Origin of the sequence: Microbulbifer jejuensis (assembly GCF_047289955.1) — a bacterium.
GTDB lineage: Bacteria > Pseudomonadota > Gammaproteobacteria > Pseudomonadales > Cellvibrionaceae > Microbulbifer.
In genome coordinates, this window is the sequence record NZ_JBLBUB010000020.1 from 13162 (window position 1) to 32845 (window position 19684).

At 55.9% G+C, this 19684-nt stretch carries 15 protein-coding genes; 10 read left to right on the forward strand and 5 right to left on the reverse strand.

Annotation, left to right across the window (positions count from 1 at the left end):
• Positions 1-176 precede the first annotated feature (176 nt).
• The 6 genes from tsaA to ACL7TT_RS13670 all read left to right on the forward strand — a co-directional run bounded on the left by tsaA (position 177) and on the right by ACL7TT_RS13670 (position 8042).
• The gene (gene tsaA / locus ACL7TT_RS13645; RefSeq protein ID WP_413396138.1) at positions 177-710 is read left to right on the forward strand and encodes a tRNA (N6-threonylcarbamoyladenosine(37)-N6)-methyltransferase TrmO; all 534 of its coding nucleotides are present in this window, start codon (positions 177-179) and stop codon (positions 708-710) included.
• On the forward strand, positions 686-2248 hold the full coding sequence (locus ACL7TT_RS13650; RefSeq protein ID WP_413396140.1) for an ABC transporter substrate-binding protein: 1563 nt from the start codon (positions 686-688) through the stop codon (positions 2246-2248). The genes tsaA and ACL7TT_RS13650 overlap by 25 nt, the downstream gene beginning before the upstream one ends.
• 60 nt (positions 2249-2308) lie before the next feature.
• Positions 2309-3298 carry an ABC transporter permease gene (locus ACL7TT_RS13655; RefSeq protein WP_413396142.1) on the forward strand — a complete coding sequence of 330 codons (990 nt, stop codon included), beginning with the start codon at positions 2309-2311 and terminating at the stop codon, positions 3296-3298.
• 18 nt (positions 3299-3316) lie between these two features.
• The gene (locus tag ACL7TT_RS13660) at positions 3317-4123 is read left to right on the forward strand and encodes an ABC transporter permease (protein WP_413396144.1); all 807 of its coding nucleotides are present in this window, start codon (positions 3317-3319) and stop codon (positions 4121-4123) included.
• Positions 4120-5685: an ABC transporter ATP-binding protein gene (locus ACL7TT_RS13665; RefSeq protein ID WP_413396146.1), complete on the forward strand. Its 1566-nt coding sequence runs from the start codon at positions 4120-4122 to the stop codon at positions 5683-5685. The genes ACL7TT_RS13660 and ACL7TT_RS13665 overlap by 4 nt, the downstream gene beginning before the upstream one ends.
• A gap of 338 nt (positions 5686-6023) precedes the next feature.
• A complete protein-coding gene (locus ACL7TT_RS13670) occupies positions 6024-8042 on the forward strand; it encodes a TonB-dependent receptor (RefSeq protein WP_413396148.1) in 2019 nt (672 codons plus the stop codon).
• On the opposite strand, the gene ACL7TT_RS13675 is transcribed toward ACL7TT_RS13670, so the two are convergent.
• The 5 genes from ACL7TT_RS13675 to ACL7TT_RS13695 all read right to left on the reverse strand — a co-directional run bounded on the left by ACL7TT_RS13675 (position 8032) and on the right by ACL7TT_RS13695 (position 11444).
• Complete coding sequence (locus ACL7TT_RS13675) at positions 8032-8478, reverse strand: YbaN family protein (protein WP_413396150.1); 447 nt, start codon at positions 8476-8478, stop codon at positions 8032-8034. The genes ACL7TT_RS13670 and ACL7TT_RS13675 overlap by 11 nt on opposite strands.
• An 86-nt stretch (positions 8479-8564) precedes the next feature.
• On the reverse strand, positions 8565-9401 hold the full coding sequence (locus ACL7TT_RS13680) for an energy transducer TonB family protein (protein WP_413396152.1): 837 nt from the start codon (positions 9399-9401) through the stop codon (positions 8565-8567).
• Complete coding sequence (locus ACL7TT_RS13685) at positions 9398-9832, reverse strand: biopolymer transporter ExbD (protein ID WP_413396154.1); 435 nt, start codon at positions 9830-9832, stop codon at positions 9398-9400. The genes ACL7TT_RS13680 and ACL7TT_RS13685 overlap by 4 nt, the downstream gene beginning before the upstream one ends.
• The gene (gene exbB / locus ACL7TT_RS13690; protein ID WP_413396156.1) at positions 9832-10785 is read right to left on the reverse strand and encodes a tonB-system energizer ExbB; all 954 of its coding nucleotides are present in this window, start codon (positions 10783-10785) and stop codon (positions 9832-9834) included. Before exbB ends, ACL7TT_RS13685 begins: the two co-directional genes overlap by 1 nt.
• Before the next feature lie 29 nt (positions 10786-10814).
• On the reverse strand, positions 10815-11444 hold the full coding sequence (locus ACL7TT_RS13695; RefSeq protein ID WP_413396158.1) for a biliverdin-producing heme oxygenase: 630 nt from the start codon (positions 11442-11444) through the stop codon (positions 10815-10817).
• A 199-nt stretch (positions 11445-11643) separates the two neighbouring features.
• Between ACL7TT_RS13695 and ACL7TT_RS13700 the strand changes: the two genes are divergently transcribed.
• The 4 genes from ACL7TT_RS13700 to ACL7TT_RS13715 all read left to right on the forward strand — a co-directional run bounded on the left by ACL7TT_RS13700 (position 11644) and on the right by ACL7TT_RS13715 (position 19057).
• A complete protein-coding gene (locus ACL7TT_RS13700; RefSeq protein ID WP_413396160.1) occupies positions 11644-12159 on the forward strand; it encodes a sigma-70 family RNA polymerase sigma factor in 516 nt (171 codons plus the stop codon).
• Between the two features lie 162 nt (positions 12160-12321).
• Positions 12322-13299: a FecR domain-containing protein gene (locus tag ACL7TT_RS13705; RefSeq protein ID WP_413396162.1), complete on the forward strand. Its 978-nt coding sequence runs from the start codon at positions 12322-12324 to the stop codon at positions 13297-13299.
• Between the two features lie 595 nt (positions 13300-13894).
• On the forward strand, positions 13895-16591 hold the full coding sequence (locus ACL7TT_RS13710) for a TonB-dependent receptor (protein WP_413396164.1): 2697 nt from the start codon (positions 13895-13897) through the stop codon (positions 16589-16591).
• Positions 16592-16624: 33 nt separating this feature from the next.
• On the forward strand, positions 16625-19057 hold the full coding sequence (locus ACL7TT_RS13715; protein WP_413396166.1) for a PKD domain-containing protein: 2433 nt from the start codon (positions 16625-16627) through the stop codon (positions 19055-19057).
• Positions 19058-19684 lie beyond the last annotated feature (627 nt).

Sequence of the window (19684 nt, forward strand, 5' to 3'; positions counted from 1 at the left end):
TTCTTTCACCGTGCCGGCCTTTCGGTGCCGATACCACTGGCCAGGGTCACTGGCTCAGGAATGCTGAGGTTAGCCCTCACAAAATGCAATTTGTTGGACCGGGAGGATGGAAAGATAATGTGATCCCGTTCGGGTCTCTTTTTTTGCAAGGAAAAGAAACTATGGAGTCAAGCAGTATGAAGGCAAACATTCCGGGCACTATTGCGTTGCATCCTATTGGTACGATCCATACGGATTTCAATGCCCTGGGGCAATGCCCACGCTCAGGCCGGTTTAACACCAACCACTCGGTCATTGAAATTGATGCGCAGTATCTGGAGGGCCTGTACAAAATCGAGTTTGCCACGCATTTATTTATTTTATACTGGTTTGATCAATCTGATCGGACGCAATTGCAGCGGTGTGGTCGAAACGGCAAGGATGTCCGCGGTGTTTTTGCGAGCCGGTCCCCCAATCGACCCAACCCCATTGCACTGAGCCCGGTCAAGCTGATCCGTATTGAGGGCACTCGCCTCACCGTCAGCGGCCTCGACTGCCTGGATGGCACCAAGGTGGTGGATATCAAACCGTATATTCCCGCTGACGACAGGATTGAAGAGGCAAAAATAGGGTGGGACTATCCGGGCACTGAAGGGGACAAGGTGGAAAACTCCCAGCACCCCAGCAGCAACCCGGACAAATGCCAATGCCATTCAGCCGCAGAGCATTAATCCAATACACGGCGTTATGGCCGTTTCTGGGCTTTGCCCTATCCCCTACAGGTGCCAATGGACGCGCAAACCGCCTTGTCATTGCCGATGAGGGGGGGGATCGCGGCCTTCCGGCCCCTTTTTTGCACCATAAGGATGGGATTGGCTATCTCTATACCAGCTATATTTTCGATACCCTGATTGCGCAAGACCGCACCGGTAAACTGGTTGGGGGCCTTGCCCGTGCCTGGCAGTTGTCCAGCGATGGTTTGAATTGCACGATTACCCTTCGGGACAATATACGCTGGCATGACGGGAGTCCTCTGACCGCAAAGGATGTGGTGTTTACTGTTGCCTATATGGCAAAACATCCCTACCTGTTTGTCTCGACAGTAAAAATAGCGCGGGCAGTTGCACTCAGTGCAAACCGGCTGAACATCCTCTTGCGGGAGCCCGATGCCGGGTTGCTGTCGGGTACCCTCCTCAACCTCCCCATACTGCCTGAACACCTCTATGCCGGGCACGCTTCGCCAGAGCGATTTACCAGCGGTTCGGCATTGATGGGGAGCGGGCCATATCGCTTTTCAGGCTACGACCGGGCGGAGGGTCGTTATTTTTTCAAGGGCAATACCGATTACTACCGGGGTGATCCCCTGTTTGACCAGATGGCTATCGTCACTATGGGACCAGACGCCGCACTGCGCGCCATGCGCTCCGGCGAGGTCGATCTCATCCCATTTTTGCCCTATGACAGAGTCACACAAGCCAGATCCATGGGGTTTCAGGTTGTCACGGCAGCGAGTAATCACGTGGTACGCTTGCTCTTTAACAACCGAAACCGGTTTCAGGATCGTGACAGGCGCCATGCCTTGGCGTTTGCAATCCATCGAAAAGCGTTGATTGAAACCGTTCGCCAGGGCGAGGCAGCCCCGGCCGATACCGGGTTTTTTCAGCCAAATTCTCCCTGGGGGGGAGACACTGCACTGCCTACCTACGCCTTTGATCCGCAACAGGCACAAACCCTGCTGAGCAAATCCGGTTGGAGCAGGGATCAACACAAACGGTGGTGCTCGGATGGAGAGGTGATCAAGCTGACACTGGTGACAGATACCCCATTAAGGCGCGAGGCGGTTGTTGTCTCCGAACAGCTGGAAAGTATCGGCCTGTCGGTTGATGTCCGCATTCTTGAGCGCACAGCGCTGCGAGAGGCCTTGCGCTCGGGTAATTTCGACTTGTCACTGCTGTCCACAAGCACCATGGGAGATCCCAGCGATCTGGTGCGTTACCTTGCGGGTGATTTCTGGAACGGTGATTACTTTGCCGACAGCAGGGAGATGACGGCGCTTTTGGAGCAGCAGGCACAGGTTGTGAGTCTTCACCAACGCAAGGCATTGCTGGCGAAATTCCAGGCGCTCTACGCCTATGAACTGCCTTCCTACATGCTGTTTAACCCAACCTACGCCACGGCACACAATCATAAGATTGCACCGCGCTTTTTACCCGATGGTGTCGCCATCGGTATTCCTACCTCCGTCCACAAATCGGTTCTTGTGGGTTGACCGCGGTGTGTTCGGGGTTGAGCAGATCCAGGTAATAGCCGGGCTTTTCGCAGTAACGATATGGGCAATCCAGCTGTTTTAGCGACTTTTACCATGGTATTGATTGGATTCGTCAATCGATTATTGATCTTTGCCCTTTTACTCGTCATTACCTTTTATCTGCCCCGCCTGCTGCCGGGCGATCCACTGGAGGTCATGGTCGCCTCGGAATACACCCGTGGGCTGAATGCAGGGGAAATACAACGACTGCGCATTCACATGGGGTTCGAGGGGTCGTGGCTCGATCAACTGGCAGCCTACGGCTTTGGTATTTTACACGGGGATCTTGGCTACTCATTCCGACACGCTGCCCCGGTTGCCGATATTATTATCCAACCGCTGGGGTGGACGCTGTTTCTGATCCTGCTCGCCTTGCCGATTTTTCTGATTACCGGCGTTGCCTGCGGGATTGAAGCGGGGCGTCAACCCCATGGTGGGATTGATCGGTTTCTCACAGGCGCGATGACTCTGCTCGCAAGCCTCCCCCCCTTCGTTATGGCGATCGGCTTGCTACTGGTATTTGCCATTCTGTTGCCGATACTGCCGGCAAGCGGGGCTCAACCCCTGTTTCCGGCCCAGGGTATGGTTGCGCATGCGATACAAATTCTCCGTCATGCCCTATTACCCGCCCTCGCCCTGGCGATGCATGAAATTGTCAGATTTTTTTTCGTGGCCCGCAGCGAAGCCATCAGTTTATCGACCCGGCCTTTCCTTTTGAACGCACGGGCGCGTGGAATTTATGGAGTGCGTGAAAGGGTTGACTACTATGGCAGAAATATTTTTCCCGCTATTGCATCGCGCTTGAGCGATGCTTTTTCAGGATTGATCAGCGGTGCCTTATTTGTCGAGATCGTTTTTTCCTATCCGGGCATTGGCCTCGTGCTCTATAAGGCCATTGGTGAGCGGGATTATATTGTTATTCAATCGACCGTACTGCTGCTCTCTGTATTTATACTGGGCTTCAACTGGATAATCGACACCCTTGTACTGCTTCATTCCCGGAGAGGATAGGCTATGGCGGAGAATCGGATGATACGGCCTGTCCAGGTTAAACTCATTGTCCTGTTCACCCTGGGCCTTTGTTTGCTGCCAGCGGTGGTTTATTTTCTGCCGGGCTATCAAACGAGCCTGGATACACTGGCAGCACCGAGTCTCGAGCACTGGTTGGGCACCAATGATATTGGCCAGGATATTCTCACGGGCCTGCTCATTGCCACACCGAACACCATTGGTATTGCTGTCATCGCTGCGCTGTTGACCTTGCTGCTGTCCATTGGCGTTGGTATTTTTGTGGCGACTGCAGGCAGAAAACTGTCTGGCCTGGTACTGAGGTTCATCGACATCCTTCAGTCCATACCCTCCATTCTCCTGATACTGCTGGTTTCAGTCTGGTTGAGCCCCGGCATGATTGCGCTTGTTGTACTGCTTGTTGCAACCGGCTGGTATGACGATGTGCGTGTCTTGCGTGCCGTGTTTTTGCGGGAGCTGACACGGGAAAATGTACGCTATGCCAGGATCGGGGGGGAAAGCGGGTATTACTGTATGACCGTGCACGTCTTACCGGCGGTATCCCCTGTGTTGGTGGGGTTGTTTATCCAGCATATCCGCCGCGCAGCCTTGATGACTGCGGGGCTCGGTTTCCTCGGGATCACAGATACGCGATTGGTCACCTGGGGTTCCATGATTCAGGATTCCCTCAACTATCTGTACACGGACGCCTGGCTGTGGCTGCTATTGCCACCGACACTGGTGCTTTGCCTGTTTCTCTGGGGCTGCCTTACGTTTGGGCAGAGATTCGAACGCTACGTGATGACAGGGGCCAGGCTGTCGGTATGATTGCAATCAACCAGCTGTGTCTCTCTACCGGCGAAGACACAGTGCTCGACAAGCTATCCTTTGACGTGCGCTGCGGGGAAACGGTCGCCCTGCTGGGCGCCTCCGGTGCCGGCAAGTCAACCCTCGCAAAGCTCCTGCTCGGACTGGTTCCGGGCCGCTTGGCCGATTCCCAAAACCGCCAGCCCCCTGCGAAAGGACAGTTTCGCTGGTCAGGCAGCGCGTGGATCGATGGTGTGGATGTTTTGCGTGCAAAGCCATCGGCAATACGCGCATTGCGCGGTAGCCGGGTAGGCATGCTCATGCAGGGATTGTCTGATGCACTCAATCCGCATCGCACGGTGATTCAACATGTGCATGAGGTTATCGGTGTACATAATCTACATGGTGCTGATGCCCCATTGCTGTGTGAACAATGCCATATCCCCAAGCGGCTCTACCACCGGTACCCGGCGGCACTGAGTGGTGGTGAGATACAGCGGGTTCTGATGGCGCTGGCCTGTGTGTGCAGACCACCGTACCTTATTTTTGATGAACCGACTTCAGCACTGGATGCCGTCACCCAGGCGCAGATTGTGCAGACCTTCAAAGAGGGTGCGGACAGGCGCTGCCAACTCCTGATTGCCCACGATGTGGATTTGATAGCGTCAATCGCCAATCGGGTTTGCGTGCTTCACAAAGGGCGCATTGTCGAATCCGGCACAACGGATGAGGTACTCAGCCGTCCACAACACCCCTACACGAGACGGCTTCTGGGCGGAAAACGCCCGAGTCCCAATCCCCCGATTGCGCACCGCACCCCCAACAGACCGGTGAATATCCGCCCCGGTGCCGGACTGCGGATACAAGGCCTGTCCCATCGCTATGGCGACCGGCCTGTCCTAAAGTCCGTGTCGGCCTTTGTACCGGCAGGGTCGTGCCTGGTCGTCACCGGTCCGTCTGGGGTGGGCAAGTCTACTTTAGCCCGCATACTGACAGGGTTTGAAGCAAAGCAGCACGGTCGTGTCTTTTGGTCATGGGGCCAATCCCCGCAGAACCTGAACGGGACACGCCATTTAAACACAGGGCCTGAAACCGCGTATGGCCTGTATGACTATGCGGCACTTGTTCCACAGCTTCCACACCGGGCTATGGCCCGTCATTTTACGGTGCAGGCAGTACTGAAAGAGGCACTGCGATTTGCGCAGCGACGCCGGCAAGTCGGTGACCCGCACCGTTCAAAAAAGGGCACGCTCACGATACAGGAGGTGCTGGATATGGTCGGGCTGCCAACCCATGCAAAATTCCTGCAGCGTCGCAGCGCCCAGCTATCCGGTGGAGAAGCGCAAAAACTCGTTATTGCCCGCGGGCTCATCCTGCAGCCACGGTACCTTGTGGCCGATGAGCCCACCGCGGCTTTGGATTTACTGTCCAAGTCCCACATGCTCAGTTGTTTCGACAGACTGAAAAAGGAGCAGGGCATCGCCCTCATTGTGTTTACCCATGATCTGCCCGCGACACGCCATATCGCCGATCAGGTCGTGTGTTTGCAAGAGGGCCGGTTTCACCCTGTCGCATCCCCGTAACTGGGGTTGTGATGCCATTGTTTGAAAAACCCGTGCCCGGTGGCCTCACCGGCAAAGGGATGCGCTGTATAAAATAAGCAATGGGTTTGCATGTTGAACCAATCCCCCCGCGCACTTTAGCGCAGTTATATTTTTAGCCAAAAGCGTTTCTTGAAAACTGCAGGTTGCACTTTCCAAGCCCGCATTGCCCAGCCCAGGTTCCCAGAGATTATCTGGTGCGTTTGCCCTCTGTTATCTGGAGGTCCCACCTCAGGGAATACGAATTGATCCGCTGTTTTCTTTTCAATAGCATTTCCGATAATAGTAATCATTATCATCCAAGTAGTTGAGAGGGGGGCATGGAGAAAAACCGTTTTCGTCGTTGTGCTTTGTATCAGGCACTGCTGATTTGCGGCACAACGGCAGCTACCGAAACCATTGCACAGAGCGCGTCTGCCAGGGGGGATGACCGCTTGAACAATATGGAAATCATCATCGTCCAGGGCAGTCAACATACCCATGCACCAGACAGGTTGGAAAACGATGCCATCCTCTCGGTAGCGCCGCAGGGTTTGACCGATGTGCTCAAGCTCTCTCCGGAAGTGGATGTCGGCGGGCCGAGGCCGAATGCAACCAGATACTATTTACGCGGACTCGAAGCAACGACACTTGCGGTGACATTTGACGGGGTGCCGAGCGCCGGAGACCTGTTCCAGCACCGTGGTGCCGTATCGATTATTGATCCAGCACTGATTGATTCTGTTACCGTCAAAACGGCGCCTGTTGCAGCCGGTGATGGACCGGCAGCCCTGGGGGGCGCCCTGGAAATCCGCTCTGTTTCCCTGGACGACTTGCTGTCCGAAGAAAAACCGGGGCTTTTCGGGGTTAGTTTTTCAGGCGCTAGCACAAACGATGCCCTGGGCAGCTCAGCGACAACCGCCTATCGACTGAGTGATACCGTATCCGCGGTGGCGTTTGCATCCTATCAGGACTTTGATGATTACAAAGATGGCAAGGGCAACACCGTGTCCCTTTCCGCCTCCGAGAATACTTCGGGGTATATGAAAGTACAATTCCAGCCGAGCGCTGATCACACATTTGATGTCTCTGCATTGTATGGAAAAAATGCCGGGCTGCTCCCCTACGGAGCCGGTGATCTACCAACAGAATTTTATGAGCGCCAGTATTCACAGGGCCGTGCCGGTGGTGGCCCGGTTCGGCAATCGCTGGAGGAATTATCGCTGTCCGCACGCTATCAGGGTTCAGGTCCGGGCTCGCCCTATGCGCTCATTTACGCTGCGGATTCCACCCTTGCTGATAAAGACCATGGGGATGCACACACGCAGATGCGATACGGTGGCCGATTTACACTGACTTTTGATCGCAGTATTGGTGATATCCATACAGTGATCACAACCGGTATTGACGGGCGGCTTGAACAGTACAAAACCGAATACCAGGGTTCAGACAATGAGAACGATGCCGTAACAGCAGGGCTGTTTGCCGATGTCAATTTCGATCTGGGCAGCCTACAGCTTAATTCCGGTCTGAGGGCGGAGTATTTGCAAACAGACTATGACGAAAAAAGCTTCGATCATATTCAGTTGTCGCCCTCACTTCGGGGCACCTTCGCATTGACCCCTCAGTTGGCGTTGTTCGCCGGCTATGGCCTGGCTTATCGGGCGACCAACACACTCCCGGCCAGTCGCGCGGGGCGCACTTCCGGGAAAACGATTTTTCCACACAAGGGGCTGCGGCCTGAGCAGGCCAGGCAGGCTTCCCTAGGGGCAAATTTTACCTGGGATGCGCCATTTTCCCAGGACGGCCAGCTGTTTGTGGAGGTTGAAGGGTTTGAGGTGCACCTGCGCGATGTGGTGGTTTTTGAGGGTGGTGCCAGGGGTGCCCCTTTTCGCCAGGTCTTCAACGCATCCGGTGATTATACATCGCAGGGGGTTTCCGCGACGATCGGGTGGATGGGTTCCAGACTGAGATCGACGCTGGCATTGAGCCTGGTTGCGCTGAATGATCCCGATGGCACTCCGGTTCTCGAAGTCCGCAGCCTGGCAGCGGCACGCGGTGACCGGCTGCGTTGGAACAATGAAGTCGAATTGGGAAAAGGATTCCGCCTGGGCTACATAATGACTGCGGTGGAGGATTTGACCCGGCTGCCAGAGGGGATCACGCCAAAAGCAGGGTATGTGGTTCACGACACAAGAATCGATTGGTCATCGGACAATGGCACATTTTCAGTGGCACTGGTGGCCAGAAACCTGACCGATGAATTTTATATCGACCAGACCAGTTTCACCTATGGGGGCTTTGCCGGCGTGCCGGAGCCGGGGCGCGATATCCGTATCGAGGCAAGGGCTAGCTTTTAACCGAATGCCGATGGCCGCGTGCCCCCTTCGGCTCCGGGCGGGACCATATCCAAATGGCGCCGCAACCGAGGCCAGCGATGGTGAATACCAGGAGGTACCCGTTGTTGACATGGTGCACGGCAATGGCCAGGGACAACGCCATGGTCACACTGGCAACCAGTTTGGTGCGACGACTGATGTAACCGCTGCGCCAGATCTCCAGGCAATGTCCAAACAGGTGATGCTCTTCAATCCACTGGTGCAGGCGCCGGGAGCAGCGGGAGGCTGCCCAGGCGCCAAGTACAATAAACACTGCCGATGGCAGCCCGGGCAGAATGGCCCCAATGACCCCGAGGGCAATAAAAAAGCAGGCGAGTCCACCCCACAACCAACGCAGCCAGCCCGGGGCCAAATTGACTGCATACTTCGGCAGGCCTTCCTCGGTGGTTTCTTTCATTGAGTGCCTCGAGAAGATTCGTACACAGATCCGCTACTGTAGCATTTTATAGTTGCCGGAATTGCAATCGCAGTGAACCCTGTGGTTCAGCGTATAAAGAAATCGACTGGCACAACCATCGTGAGCGGGTCTCCAACAACCTCTTCCGGTGGCCTGGGCAAGGGCTCAGCGCGACGCACCAGGGCAACCACTTCACGGTCGAGCGTGGCCACACCGCTGGCGCGGTGCAGTTTGACCGCCAGTACCTTCCCCTGGCGGTCCATGGTAAAGCGCACCCAGGGCGTGCCCTGCTGGCGGCGGACCCGGGCCCTGCGCGGGTAACGCTTCCTGCGCTCAAGGTGCACCTGCAGCCGGTTTTGCCAGGTCAGTCTGGCCTCTAGTTGCCGTTCATTCAGTGCGCCTTCTGTGGGGGCTGAAGCCACTTCGGCATCCCGGGTCCGGGCAGTCACAGGCGCGCTGGCTTCCTCTACATAACGGTCTCCGCTGGCTTCACCAGTGGCGTCCTCCCGCCGGGTTTCCTGCGACTTCGCAACTGGCTGTTGCGGTACCTGCTGCCGGGGTTCGCGCTGCGCCTTTTTCTGGGCAGTCCGGATGGCAACTTCGGAGACACTTTCCGGCAGGGGTTCCGGCAGCGGATCAGGTTCCGGTTGTTGTGGCGTGTTGTGCTGCCGGGGCGCGGGTGAGGACTCCTGCTGCTGGGGACCAACCGGGAGCTGCTGGAGGGGAGCCACCGGTGCGGCCACCAGGCTGATGTCAACAAGCTGCGGCAGCGCCGCTGGAGGCAGCGCCCGCTGTGTGTCCGGTTGTCGGAAGAAATAAAGCGCTGCAGCTGCGTGCATCACCAGGGCACCGGCAATGGCTGCTAGCCAGGGCCATTGCTGGCGCTGTGCGAATCCATGGCCGGGCCCTGCCAACTGGCTCATAATGCGGTTGCCGCCGGCTGCTCCCGCCCCACAAGGGCAATTTTGTGATAGCCGGCAGCCGCCAACAGGCGCATGATGGCCATGACTTCGCCGTATTCCACTTTGATATCCGCCCGCAACAGGATGCGCTGCCCGGTATCGGCGGCTTTGGCATTCAGCTGCTGGACAAGGTTATTGCGAGTCACCGGCTGGCTTTCCCCCAGGGTCAGGGTCAAATCCTTCTGTAAAGTGATATACAGGGGATCATCCTCCCGGGGTTGTGAGGCCGCCTCGACAGAGGGGAGCGCCACAGGCACACTCACCGTCCCCAGTGGCGCAGCCACCATAAAAATAATCAACAGAACCAGCATGACATCAATAAAGGGCGTGACATTAATTTCATGCTGTTCCGTCAGCGCCTCATCATGATCCTTTTGCAGGTTCATCGCCATTAGTGGGTACCCCGGGCCAGAGACGCCGAATGCAGTTTGCCGGCTGTGATCAAATCATCCATTGGCCGGGCCTGTGGGTGGTGGCGGTCAAGATCGCGACTGATCAAGACCAGAATTGCCGTGGCAATGTCGGAAAGTACCGCGCGGTAATTACCGATAGTTCGGGAAAAGTAGTTGTAAATCACCACGGCGGGAATCGCTGCCACCAAGCCGATTGCGGTTGCCAGCAGCGCTTCCGCAATCCCCGGCGCAACCACGGCGAGGTTCGTGGTTTGCGTTTGGGCTATACCGATAAAACTGTGCATAATGCCCCAGACCGTCCCAAACAAACCGACAAAAGGCGCCACGGAACCGATGGTGGCGAGCATACCGGTGCCCTGGCTCATACGCCGCACCAGTGAAGCCTGCACGCGTTCAAGCCGGGCCACCACCCTTTCCTTCAACCCCTCATCCGATGTCGGGCCATCGCAGGAAAGTTCCAGTTCATGGCGGCAGGCCTCGGCCAGCAGCAAGGCATCGCCAGGCAGTCCCTCAAGGCCATCGTGTGCCCTGGCGAAACTGTTACTCTGCACCAGTTGTGTGAGCAGCCGTTGGGCGCGGCGGCGGGCCAGACGCAACTGAACCGTTTTCAGCAACCACACAGCCCAGGTCAAAACCGACGCGAGCAACAAACCGATCATCACCGTCTTTACCACAATGTCCGCTGCCTGGTACATGCCCCAGGGTGACAGGTCGTGGCCGCTGAAAGCCGTATCACCGATGGTTTCTGTGCCCCGGCCCGCGGCCTGATTGAAGGACCCGCCCACCAACACCTCGGTTTGCGGGGAAGAGGCTGAAACCGGGGCAGAGGACTGATACGCAGCATTTGCCGCCTGGTTATCCTGCGCCAGGGCCGGCAACTGCACAAAAGTGCCACCCAGCAAACACCATAACAAAAGGGTCCGGAACTCCATTGCCAACTCCTGCCAAGCTCTTGGCTGAATTAATTTTCAGGGGATGCGAGCAGCTGCTCAACGTTCTGTCGGGCAAAGGCAAACGCGGCAATTGCGCCTTTCAGGGCGGCTTCCCGCTGCTCGCCGGCCAGTTCAAGGGCGTCGAGGGCATTTTTAAATTTGCGCCAGTGTAATCCCCGCCCCATTTCGTTTGCGGCCAGGTGGCGCGCACCAAACGTCTCCGACAGATCGAGTTTTTTGACCTGTTTCAGCAGGAATGCAGCGCCCAGATTGGACCCTTCAACCACATATAGCCAGCCCAGCGCGCTGTAGATATCGAGAATCTGCACTTGTGCCGCCACTTCCCTGTCCTCTGACAGGGCTTCGGGTGTCAACCCGATATCCCGGCAATCTTCTACCACTGCCCACAGGCGATTTCTTTGCGGTAACTCCGGCAGCCAGTTTTGCAACCGGGCATTTTCAAACCAGCGGGCAACAGCGTGGTGCAGACGGGACTGGGTGCGCACAAACAGGGCATAGCGCTCGCGGCTGGAGAATACCGACAGCGACATAATGCGTGTATCCAGGCGCTCATGGATCGAGTGTGTGCCGGCTTTCAAGCAGGCGGAAAGTGCCGGCACCTGGAATGGGTCAGACAGGGTTTCAGCGGGTTCAGTCACAGGCAACTCCCAGCAAGGTCATCAGGGCTTCCTCACATTTATCTGGTGGGTTTGTAACTGGTGACGGACCAAACTGCACTTAACCCATCTCGATGGAGGCAGGGGAGTATACAAAGCTTTTCTTTAAATGAGAATGTTAATCATTTATAGTTGCAAAATATTTTACACCTGCAGCAGTATCCAGCGTGAGGTCCCCGCATTGGCCGTCAATACCCACTCCAAGGGATTTAATGAACTGTACCAGTCGCATCACGAGTGGCTTGTGCATTGGATAGCCCGCCGCAACCCCGGTGGGAATAATGCCCAGGACCTGGCCCAGGACACTTTTGTACGGCTGCTGGATCGCCCCAGGCTGCCCGAGGCCATTCGCAGCCCGAGAGCTTGGTTGACCAAGGTGGCCGGCAACCTGCTGATTGACCAGATTCGCCGCCAGGTGTTGGAAAGAAACTATCTCGCTGTGCTGGAGAACCTGCCCGAAGCGACATACCCGTCACCGGAAGACAAATGGGAGCTGCTCGGTCTGCTGGAGCACATTGACCAGTTGTTAAGCGGCCTGCGACCACTTGAAAAAACGGTATTTTTAATGGCGCGGCTGGATGGTATGACCTATAGACAGGTCGCGGAAAGTCAGGGACTGAGCCTGTCATCGGTGGAAAAATACATCGCCAAGGCAATGCTCAAATGCTATGCCGCCACCTATGGGGACCGCTATTGATCCGGTCATAGAACCGGGGGTTGCAACCCCCTGCCGCCAGGTGCCAACCCCGGAAGGACAACAACGCTAAAAGGGCGACTTCACAGACACCATTCCAGCGCTGATCAAGCGCGAATGCTGTCCCGGTGAACAGTGATTTTTTGATAATGGTATTGCGCTGACATGACATCCGTAACGGAATCTGAACCTGCCCCGTTCCCCGACGCGATTGTGGGTGATGCGATTCGATGGCGTATCCGACTGGCCTCCGGGGAAGTTGAGGAGTCGGAACAGATCGCGTGGCGGGCATGGCGTGCCGCAAACCCCGAGCACGAACGTATCTGGCAACGCCTTGAGGCAATGGAATCGGCATTTCACAAGCTCAATCGCGAGGCCCCCGGACTCGCCTCTGCCACTTTGATAAAAACCGATAAGGACATGCGCAAGATCAGTCGCCGCCGGATGCTAAAAGCGGTCGGTGGCACCAGCCTGGGTATGCTTGCCGCCGGCTGGATCGGGCATCACCAGGGTGTCTTTCATCACCTCAAGGCAGATTACTCTGCCCAGGGGCAGCCGCGCCACTACACATTACAGGACAATAGCCAAATCTGGCTGAATTCTGGCAGCGCCATTGAACTGGATTTCAGTGGGGCAAGGCGCCGGGTCCGGCTGTACAGCGGGGAGATACACCTGGCCGGCGCACCCGATCCGCGCCCCCTGCACGTTTCCGTGGCCGGCAGTCTGTTCACTGCCCGCGATTCGCGCTTTTTTGTGCGAGATGGCGACCACTATACGTTGCTGCAAGTGGTGCAGGGTCAAGTGGAAATGCGGCCGCGCCATGGGGCCTCACCCATGCAAGTCAACGCGGGGGAGGCCTTTCGAATTACCGATAGAGACGTGCAAGTGCTGGACAGTCGCATGTTTGATTACAGTGGCTGGGTGGATGGTATGCTCTCTGTTCGCAGCATGCCTCTGGGGGAATTTCTGCAGGAGCTGTCACGTTATTTTCGGGGGTTTTTACGTTGTGATCCCAGGCTTGAAACCCAGCGGATATCCGGGGTATTCCAGTTGCAGCAACTGGACTTGACCCTCAAAACCCTGGCGCGTTCTGCCGGCGGCGAGGTGCGTTATTTGACCCCCTGGTGGGCAACAATACAATAACCGGGTTAGGCATTTTTCTTTCATACCCACTCACAAATTATTTAAAAAATACTGTAACCCACTTGTGCCTGGTAACACTCAATAAGTTATCTAAGAGAAAACGAGCACTCACCGGTTTGACTGCCGGTACCGTTTTCCCACCCTGCAGCACAGGGGCAATTTGGCTTCGACCCGTCGGCTCAAAAAAGCCCATGGCCATGTTCGGTATTTCTGGTTGTCCCTTTCTGCAATCTCTTTGATCAGGACGGAATTACCCCTATTTATAAAGTTCGCGCCGGCCCCGGGTCGATTGTTGAACAACCCGTGCTGCGTTGTGACAGTGCTCTTTGTAATGACCCATTTAATACAATCTTAATCCAGCCAGGCTGATGAAACTCCCTGTTCAATCGCCCTTATTGTGTGCAGCAAGACTCCAGTGTGCGACTTGGCTCGCTGCATTTTTATCCATGGGCGACTGACAACTCTCTGCAAATAGCTTGCTTCCAGAGTCTTCGTCACTATCGAGCAAAAAAATATAGTAATTCTTATTGTGATTACGGTTTTTTTCATTTTATTCGATCTACAGGTAAATGCTTGAAAAGAGAAAGCTTGTCCCATGCAGCCCAGCACCGAGAAATATTTTCTACCGGCCCTGTTTGTCTTGTTCTTGGTTTTATTTCCTGTAACCGGTGTGGCCCAGGCAGAACGCAGTCCTGCACCATTGATTGCATTCAACTTGCCCGCCGGCCACTTGGGTGACGTACTCAACCTGTACTCCCGCCAGGCGGGCATTACCCTGTCTTTTGATGAGCGCCTGGTAGAGGGCATTTCAGTGCCGGCACTGTTTGGCAGCTACAGCGCCGAGGAGGCCCTGCGCACCTTGTTGCGCGGCACCCCTCTGCGCGCCGTACCTGTGGGCAGCGGCGCCTGGTTGTTAGAAAACATTGCGCAACAAGACCTGATGGTGCTGGACAGCATTCAGGTGCAGAGCCGCAGCGACAAGAGTAAAGACCAGGCCTACCGCGAAGCCGGCTCGGTCAATATTATCAACCAAGGGGATATCGAGCGTTTTCGCGGTACCAGTGTCGGAGATATTTTCCAGAGTACGCCGGGTGTCCTGATTAGTGAAAACCGCAATTCCGGTGGTCTCGATATAAATATTCGCGGTATGCAGGGACAGGGTCGGGTACCGGTGTTGATTGATGGCAGTCGCCAGGAGACAACGATTTATCGCGGTTATGCCGGTATTTCCAGCCGCAGCTATATTGATCCGGACCTGATTAGCACACTGCGCATCGACAAGGGCCCTGTGATAACAGCGGAGGGCACCGGGGCCACGGGCGGCGTTGTCAGTGTAAACACCCTGCGCGCCGAGGATATTGTGAAACCGTCAGCGCTGTCTGGGCTGCGCCTGCGTGTCAGTGGTATCGGCAATAACTCCGCTGCACCGGAAGCCGGCACCTATGCCGGCTATTATCTGCCGCGCAACGCCTATCGCTCCGATTGCCGCTTTTCCATCTACTGTACCGACAACTATTTGATGCCCGATCGCTTTGCCCCCGAACATGGCATGGACAGGCCGAACCTGCTGGATTTTGAAGGCTATGCAGCCAGTATTGCCGGAGCCCGGCGCTTTGACTGGGGCGATTTGGTCCTGGCCCACGCCCGGCGCGAGCAGGGTAATTATTATGCCGGTACTGAGGGACCGGTGCCGGAGATCCTCATCGGCAAACCGGAAAAACTGGCCTGGTATACAGAAACACCGGTTACGCTTGAGGGGGCTTCCCCCTTTCGTGCCGGGGAGCAGATCCCCAATACCCACTACTCCAGTGATTCCTGGTTGCTAAAAAGCGAGTTGGCACTGCCCGGTGACCAGAGCCTCGAACTGGGCTATATCCGCTACGACAGTACCTATGGGGAAATGATGCCCTCCCAGATCATTGCATTCGGGCAGGCGAGACAGTGGCTCGATAGTGCAGTGGTCAACCACACCTATACCGCGCGCTACCACTGGCAGCCAGTAGCCTATGACTGGGCCGACCTGCGGGCCAATGCTTGGCACACCGATGCCACAACCAACCTAAACACTCCGGGTGTGGGTTCTATCGACCTGGAGAACAATACTGCCCGTACCGACGACTACCAGCGCTGGGGCGTGGATATCGCCAACAGTATGCGCTTTTATCCATTGGGTGAACTGAAACTGGAGTATGGCGTTTCAGGACAGTGGGAGGAGATGGATACGGATACCCCGGCCACTGAGGGATTCTACCTGGGCTCCCGCAGCGGCTGGCGCAGGGAATTCAGTGCATTTACCGCGGTGGAATGGCGCCCCTGGCTTCAATGGACCCTGGCAGCGGGCATTCGCCATACCCGCTTTCATTCAAAAGACAATAATCCACTGCCTTTGGACCGCAATGATCCGGCCTGTACCGCAGATGGGCAGGGTGGCTGCCTGCCGGTGCACTACAGCAACCAGCATGCCGGTAACGCGCCTGTCATAGCCCTGACCTGGGAACCCGTTCAGGGTTTGCAATTTTATGCCCGCCATGCGCAAGCCCTGCGTATGCCCAGCCTGTTCGAAAATACCTCCGGCTGGTCGGTGAGCCCCGCACTGGATATTCCCCTAAACCCGGAGCACGCCACCAATAACGAGCTGGGCATGAATTACCTGAATAAGGATGTATTCCACAGCGCACATCAGCTGCGTTTCAAGCTTGCCTATTTTGATAATCACGTGGATGACTATCTTACCCGCACCCAGCCCAACGCCTGGGAACAGGAACAGGATGGTCTGGATTTCTTCCGCCTGCGCAATATCGATAGCCTGGATCTTGAGGGTTGGGAGCTGAATCTTGGCTATGAAACCCGATACTGGATTGCTGAAATAAGCGGTACCCGCTACGAGCATATAGAGGTCTGCAATGTGGGCAGCTATGTTCGATATTACTGTACCGATTGGGGCATACCGCAAAGTTACATCAATAACATGATACCACCCAACTGGCATGCCAGTGCGCATTTGGGGGTACGCCTGCTGCAAAAACGATTGAAAATGGGACTGCGAGGCACCTTTATGGGTGAGCGCAATTCCATTCCCCGCTACAACGCCCCCACCGGATTCAACAAGCCGGTACTGTGGCACAGCTACAACCTGGTGGATATCTACACCAGCCTGGCACTCAACGACAATTTGTCGATGGATTTCACGGTCGACAATATCACCGATCAATATTACCTGGATGCCCTGAGCCTTGGGCTGGTACCCGCTCCAGGACGCACCGCCAAACTCAGCTTTACCTATCAATACTAATTGATTGCGATATTCAACGAGGGAGTCACACCGATGAAAAGCTCAATGGGCTTACTGGTCTTACTGTATCTGTCCTTCCTGCTCGCTGCCTGTAGTGGTGGTTCGGGTGGCGGCAGTGACGCAGATAGCGCACCGGAAAAACCCACCGCCAGCATTAGCCTGCTGGCGCCTGTCGACAATACGTTTTCCCTAAAGGATGGCGACGTGACAGTTAACTTAAACGGCACCGACAGCAGCAGCCCGCGCAATGCAACCCTGCGCTATCGCTGGGAGCTGATTGAACGCCCGGCACTGAGCGAGGCCGCGCTGAGCAGTGCCGATGATGCACACACAGGATTCACTGCCGATTTACCGGGCGACTATGTTGTCAGCCTGATCGTGGATGACGGCACTGCGTCCAGTGTTGCTTCCCGTTTAACGCTCACCGCCACCAGTCCTTTTCCGGTGGCGATCACCGAGCCGGTGCACAGTGTCGCTTTGGGCACAGACAGCCTCGGCCTGGATGGCAGCTTCAGTACACCGCCCACCGGGGAGAGCGGAGACCTGGCATACCTCTGGGTTCTGATAGAGAAACCCGCCGAAAGTGCCGCTTATCTCTCCAACAGCGACCGGAGCAGGGCGACCCTGCACCTGGATGTCAAAGGCGAATATAAACTGCAGCTGGTTGTGACCTTTAACGGAATCACAAGTGCACCGGCTGAGGTCCTTGTTACCGTGTCCTCTGGCGATGCCCCCCCGGTTGCAATTGCCGAAGATGCCAGCGTTATTCTGGGTGAACAGGTAGTGCTGAATGCCGATGAAAGTTACGATCCAGAGGGCAAACCGTTGCAATACCGCTGGAGATGGACATCCAGCCCGGTTGATCCGGATGGTGTGCCGCTGCCTGATCTCACAGGCACAACCAGCTCCACCCTGACATTTACCCCGATTGCCGCCGGCACCTATAACCTGATCCTGTTCGTTTTTGACGGCGCCAGAAAAAGTGCACAGCGGGAGGTGACGGTTGTGGTTGAAAGGGACCCGGAAGCGGAGGACAACAAGGCCCCAATCGGGGCGTTGGAAGCAACCGGGTATTTCCCCTCTTACAGTATCGGTGAGCAAGAGGTAGGGGAACGTGCCGAGTTTAACTTTGTCGGCTACGATCCCGAAGGGGAGGCGCTGCAAATTATCGAGGCTGTGCTGGTGGAAAAGCCAAGCGGCAGTACGGCAGAATTGCAGGATATTGGCTCCTGGAAACCCATGGGCAAAAAAATCCAGGTCCTGGATGTGGCGGGTAGCTACCGCGTACAAATGACCATTTCCGATGGCGTCAATGCAATAACCACCGAAGCCACCCTGCAGGCCAAGGTGGGCAATGTCAATGGCCATCCCCATACCCGGGGTGTCGAGGCACAATCCAAATCGGTATTGGTGGGTGACGCCCTGATTTTCGATGCTTCCAGCAGCGACCCCAACGACGATCCCATGGACTTTCACTGGGAACTGGTCGACAGACCGGATGGCAGTAAGGCCGTGATCGAGGCTGTCATTGAGCCGGAAAGCCAGGAGTACCGCCGTGCCAAAGTGGTCACTGACCTGCCGGGCTCCTATACTGCCCGCCTGATCGTGAGTGATAACCGGGGCCTGTATGCAAGGACCTACTCCCAGGATGACGGGCTTGCCAAGGTTTCCAATGCCGTACCGGAAATCCGCTCTGTAGTCTGGGCGCGCAACTGGGGAAGACTGTCACCGGGAGAGGACTATTTTCAAATACTGCCGTGTATGTCGCTGTTGCACCGCCCTGTGGTGGTTGACCCCGATGGCGATGAGGTGTTCACCCATGAGGAACTGGTCAGTGCACCGGATGGTGGAGAATTTACAAGTGACCCGAATTCAGAGGATTGTGAGGATGCCTACGGTCTTGTATTTACCAAACCGGGTACCTATACCTTCCGTTACTACGCCACGGATCTTATTGACGATGCACCGGAATATGATTTTGTGGTACAGGTGGAACCACTGAGCCAGGCCAGGGGCGTACGTCTGCGGAGTATTTCCAGCAGAGGGAGTTTGTGGCGGCCGATGCCATATGAAAATATTCCGCCCTATGCCACCCCCTCCGGACTCCGTTGGGACCTCTCTGCCACTGAAGAGCAATCTATCCAGTGGTCTATGACTGCTGTGGATGCGGATTACACCATCGAGAATGTTCAAATACGCCATATCAACGGTGGCCTGGCCAGCCTGACGCCCTGGTTTGAAGGGCTTGCAGAAGGCCAGGTGATCAAGAAAGGGGCGTCTCTCAATTTCCGCACCTGGTTACCCGCAGTGCCCTGTATCCGCACCGATGACAAAGCGGAGGGATTTCATTTTTCCTTCAATATTAAGGAGCTGCCCGAACTCAGTTTTATTTATGAAAACTGGGTAGGTGCAGATGATGGTACCTTTGGTGACTGGAGACAGTGCGAAGCCGGGGAGCTCGACTGAGTTTGCACCGGATTGCGCATTTCCCTGTCCAGGGAAGGACATCTCCTTGGGAAAAATGAGCGCTTGGGGTTGATCATTCCCCGCTGCTGTCAGTAACTCCTGGTTGAAATCACTGTATTTACCCTGTGCAAGGGCCACTGGCGGCTGCTTTTTTTCTGTAATCCTGCCCGACATTGCACAGGGGCCAACGGAGTCTTTTCCCCCACTCCAGGCCCAGAGTATTCCGTAGCAAAACGCGCGCTGTGCCGATAGCGGGCGTATAACGGTGCTGAGGGCCCCTCGAATCTCCAACCCTGCAGGGGGAAGCCTGTGCACTGCGCCGGGTTTGCAGTGCATATGGGCAATCCTTTGCTAATAACTTCAGCTTTTCACTGCTGGAGTTATAGTCCGAACCTCCCTGTTCGGGTCAGTGGATTGCAGCAGACAATGGGCTGGCTGAGTTGGTTCGGCATCGCCCGCCCACTGCTTATTGAGCTGTCTGGATGCTGAAGTTTTTTTACGCACACCTCCATGTATTTAGTAGTACCCACAAAGATTGTGATTTTCACACAAAATTTGTGCGCTTTTCTGTGGGTACCCCAGAGCCCCCGTTAGTATTCGGTTTGGGTGTCACCAAGCCGTCTCTGC

Excerpts from the sequence above, each read along its gene's own strand:
- tsaA (WP_413396138.1), top strand. The coding sequence starts at position 177 with ATGAAGGCAAACATTCCGGGCACTATTGCGTTGCATCCTATTGGTACG.
- ACL7TT_RS13650 (WP_413396140.1), top strand. The coding sequence starts at position 686 with ATGCCATTCAGCCGCAGAGCATTAATCCAATACACGGCGTTATGGCCG.
- ACL7TT_RS13655 (WP_413396142.1), top strand. The coding sequence starts at position 2,309 with ATGGGCAATCCAGCTGTTTTAGCGACTTTTACCATGGTATTGATTGGA.
- ACL7TT_RS13660 (WP_413396144.1), top strand. The coding sequence starts at position 3,317 with ATGATACGGCCTGTCCAGGTTAAACTCATTGTCCTGTTCACCCTGGGC.
- ACL7TT_RS13665 (WP_413396146.1), top strand. The coding sequence starts at position 4,120 with ATGATTGCAATCAACCAGCTGTGTCTCTCTACCGGCGAAGACACAGTG.
- ACL7TT_RS13670 (WP_413396148.1), top strand. The coding sequence starts at position 6,024 with ATGGAGAAAAACCGTTTTCGTCGTTGTGCTTTGTATCAGGCACTGCTG.
- ACL7TT_RS13675 (WP_413396150.1), bottom strand. The coding sequence starts at position 8,478 with ATGAAAGAAACCACCGAGGAAGGCCTGCCGAAGTATGCAGTCAATTTG.
- ACL7TT_RS13680 (WP_413396152.1), bottom strand. The coding sequence starts at position 9,401 with ATGAGCCAGTTGGCAGGGCCCGGCCATGGATTCGCACAGCGCCAGCAA.
- ACL7TT_RS13685 (WP_413396154.1), bottom strand. The coding sequence starts at position 9,832 with ATGGCGATGAACCTGCAAAAGGATCATGATGAGGCGCTGACGGAACAG.
- exbB (WP_413396156.1), bottom strand. The coding sequence starts at position 10,785 with ATGGAGTTCCGGACCCTTTTGTTATGGTGTTTGCTGGGTGGCACTTTT.
- ACL7TT_RS13705 (WP_413396162.1), top strand. The coding sequence starts at position 12,322 with ATGACATCCGTAACGGAATCTGAACCTGCCCCGTTCCCCGACGCGATT.
- ACL7TT_RS13710 (WP_413396164.1), top strand. The coding sequence starts at position 13,895 with ATGCAGCCCAGCACCGAGAAATATTTTCTACCGGCCCTGTTTGTCTTG.
- ACL7TT_RS13715 (WP_413396166.1), top strand. The coding sequence starts at position 16,625 with ATGAAAAGCTCAATGGGCTTACTGGTCTTACTGTATCTGTCCTTCCTG.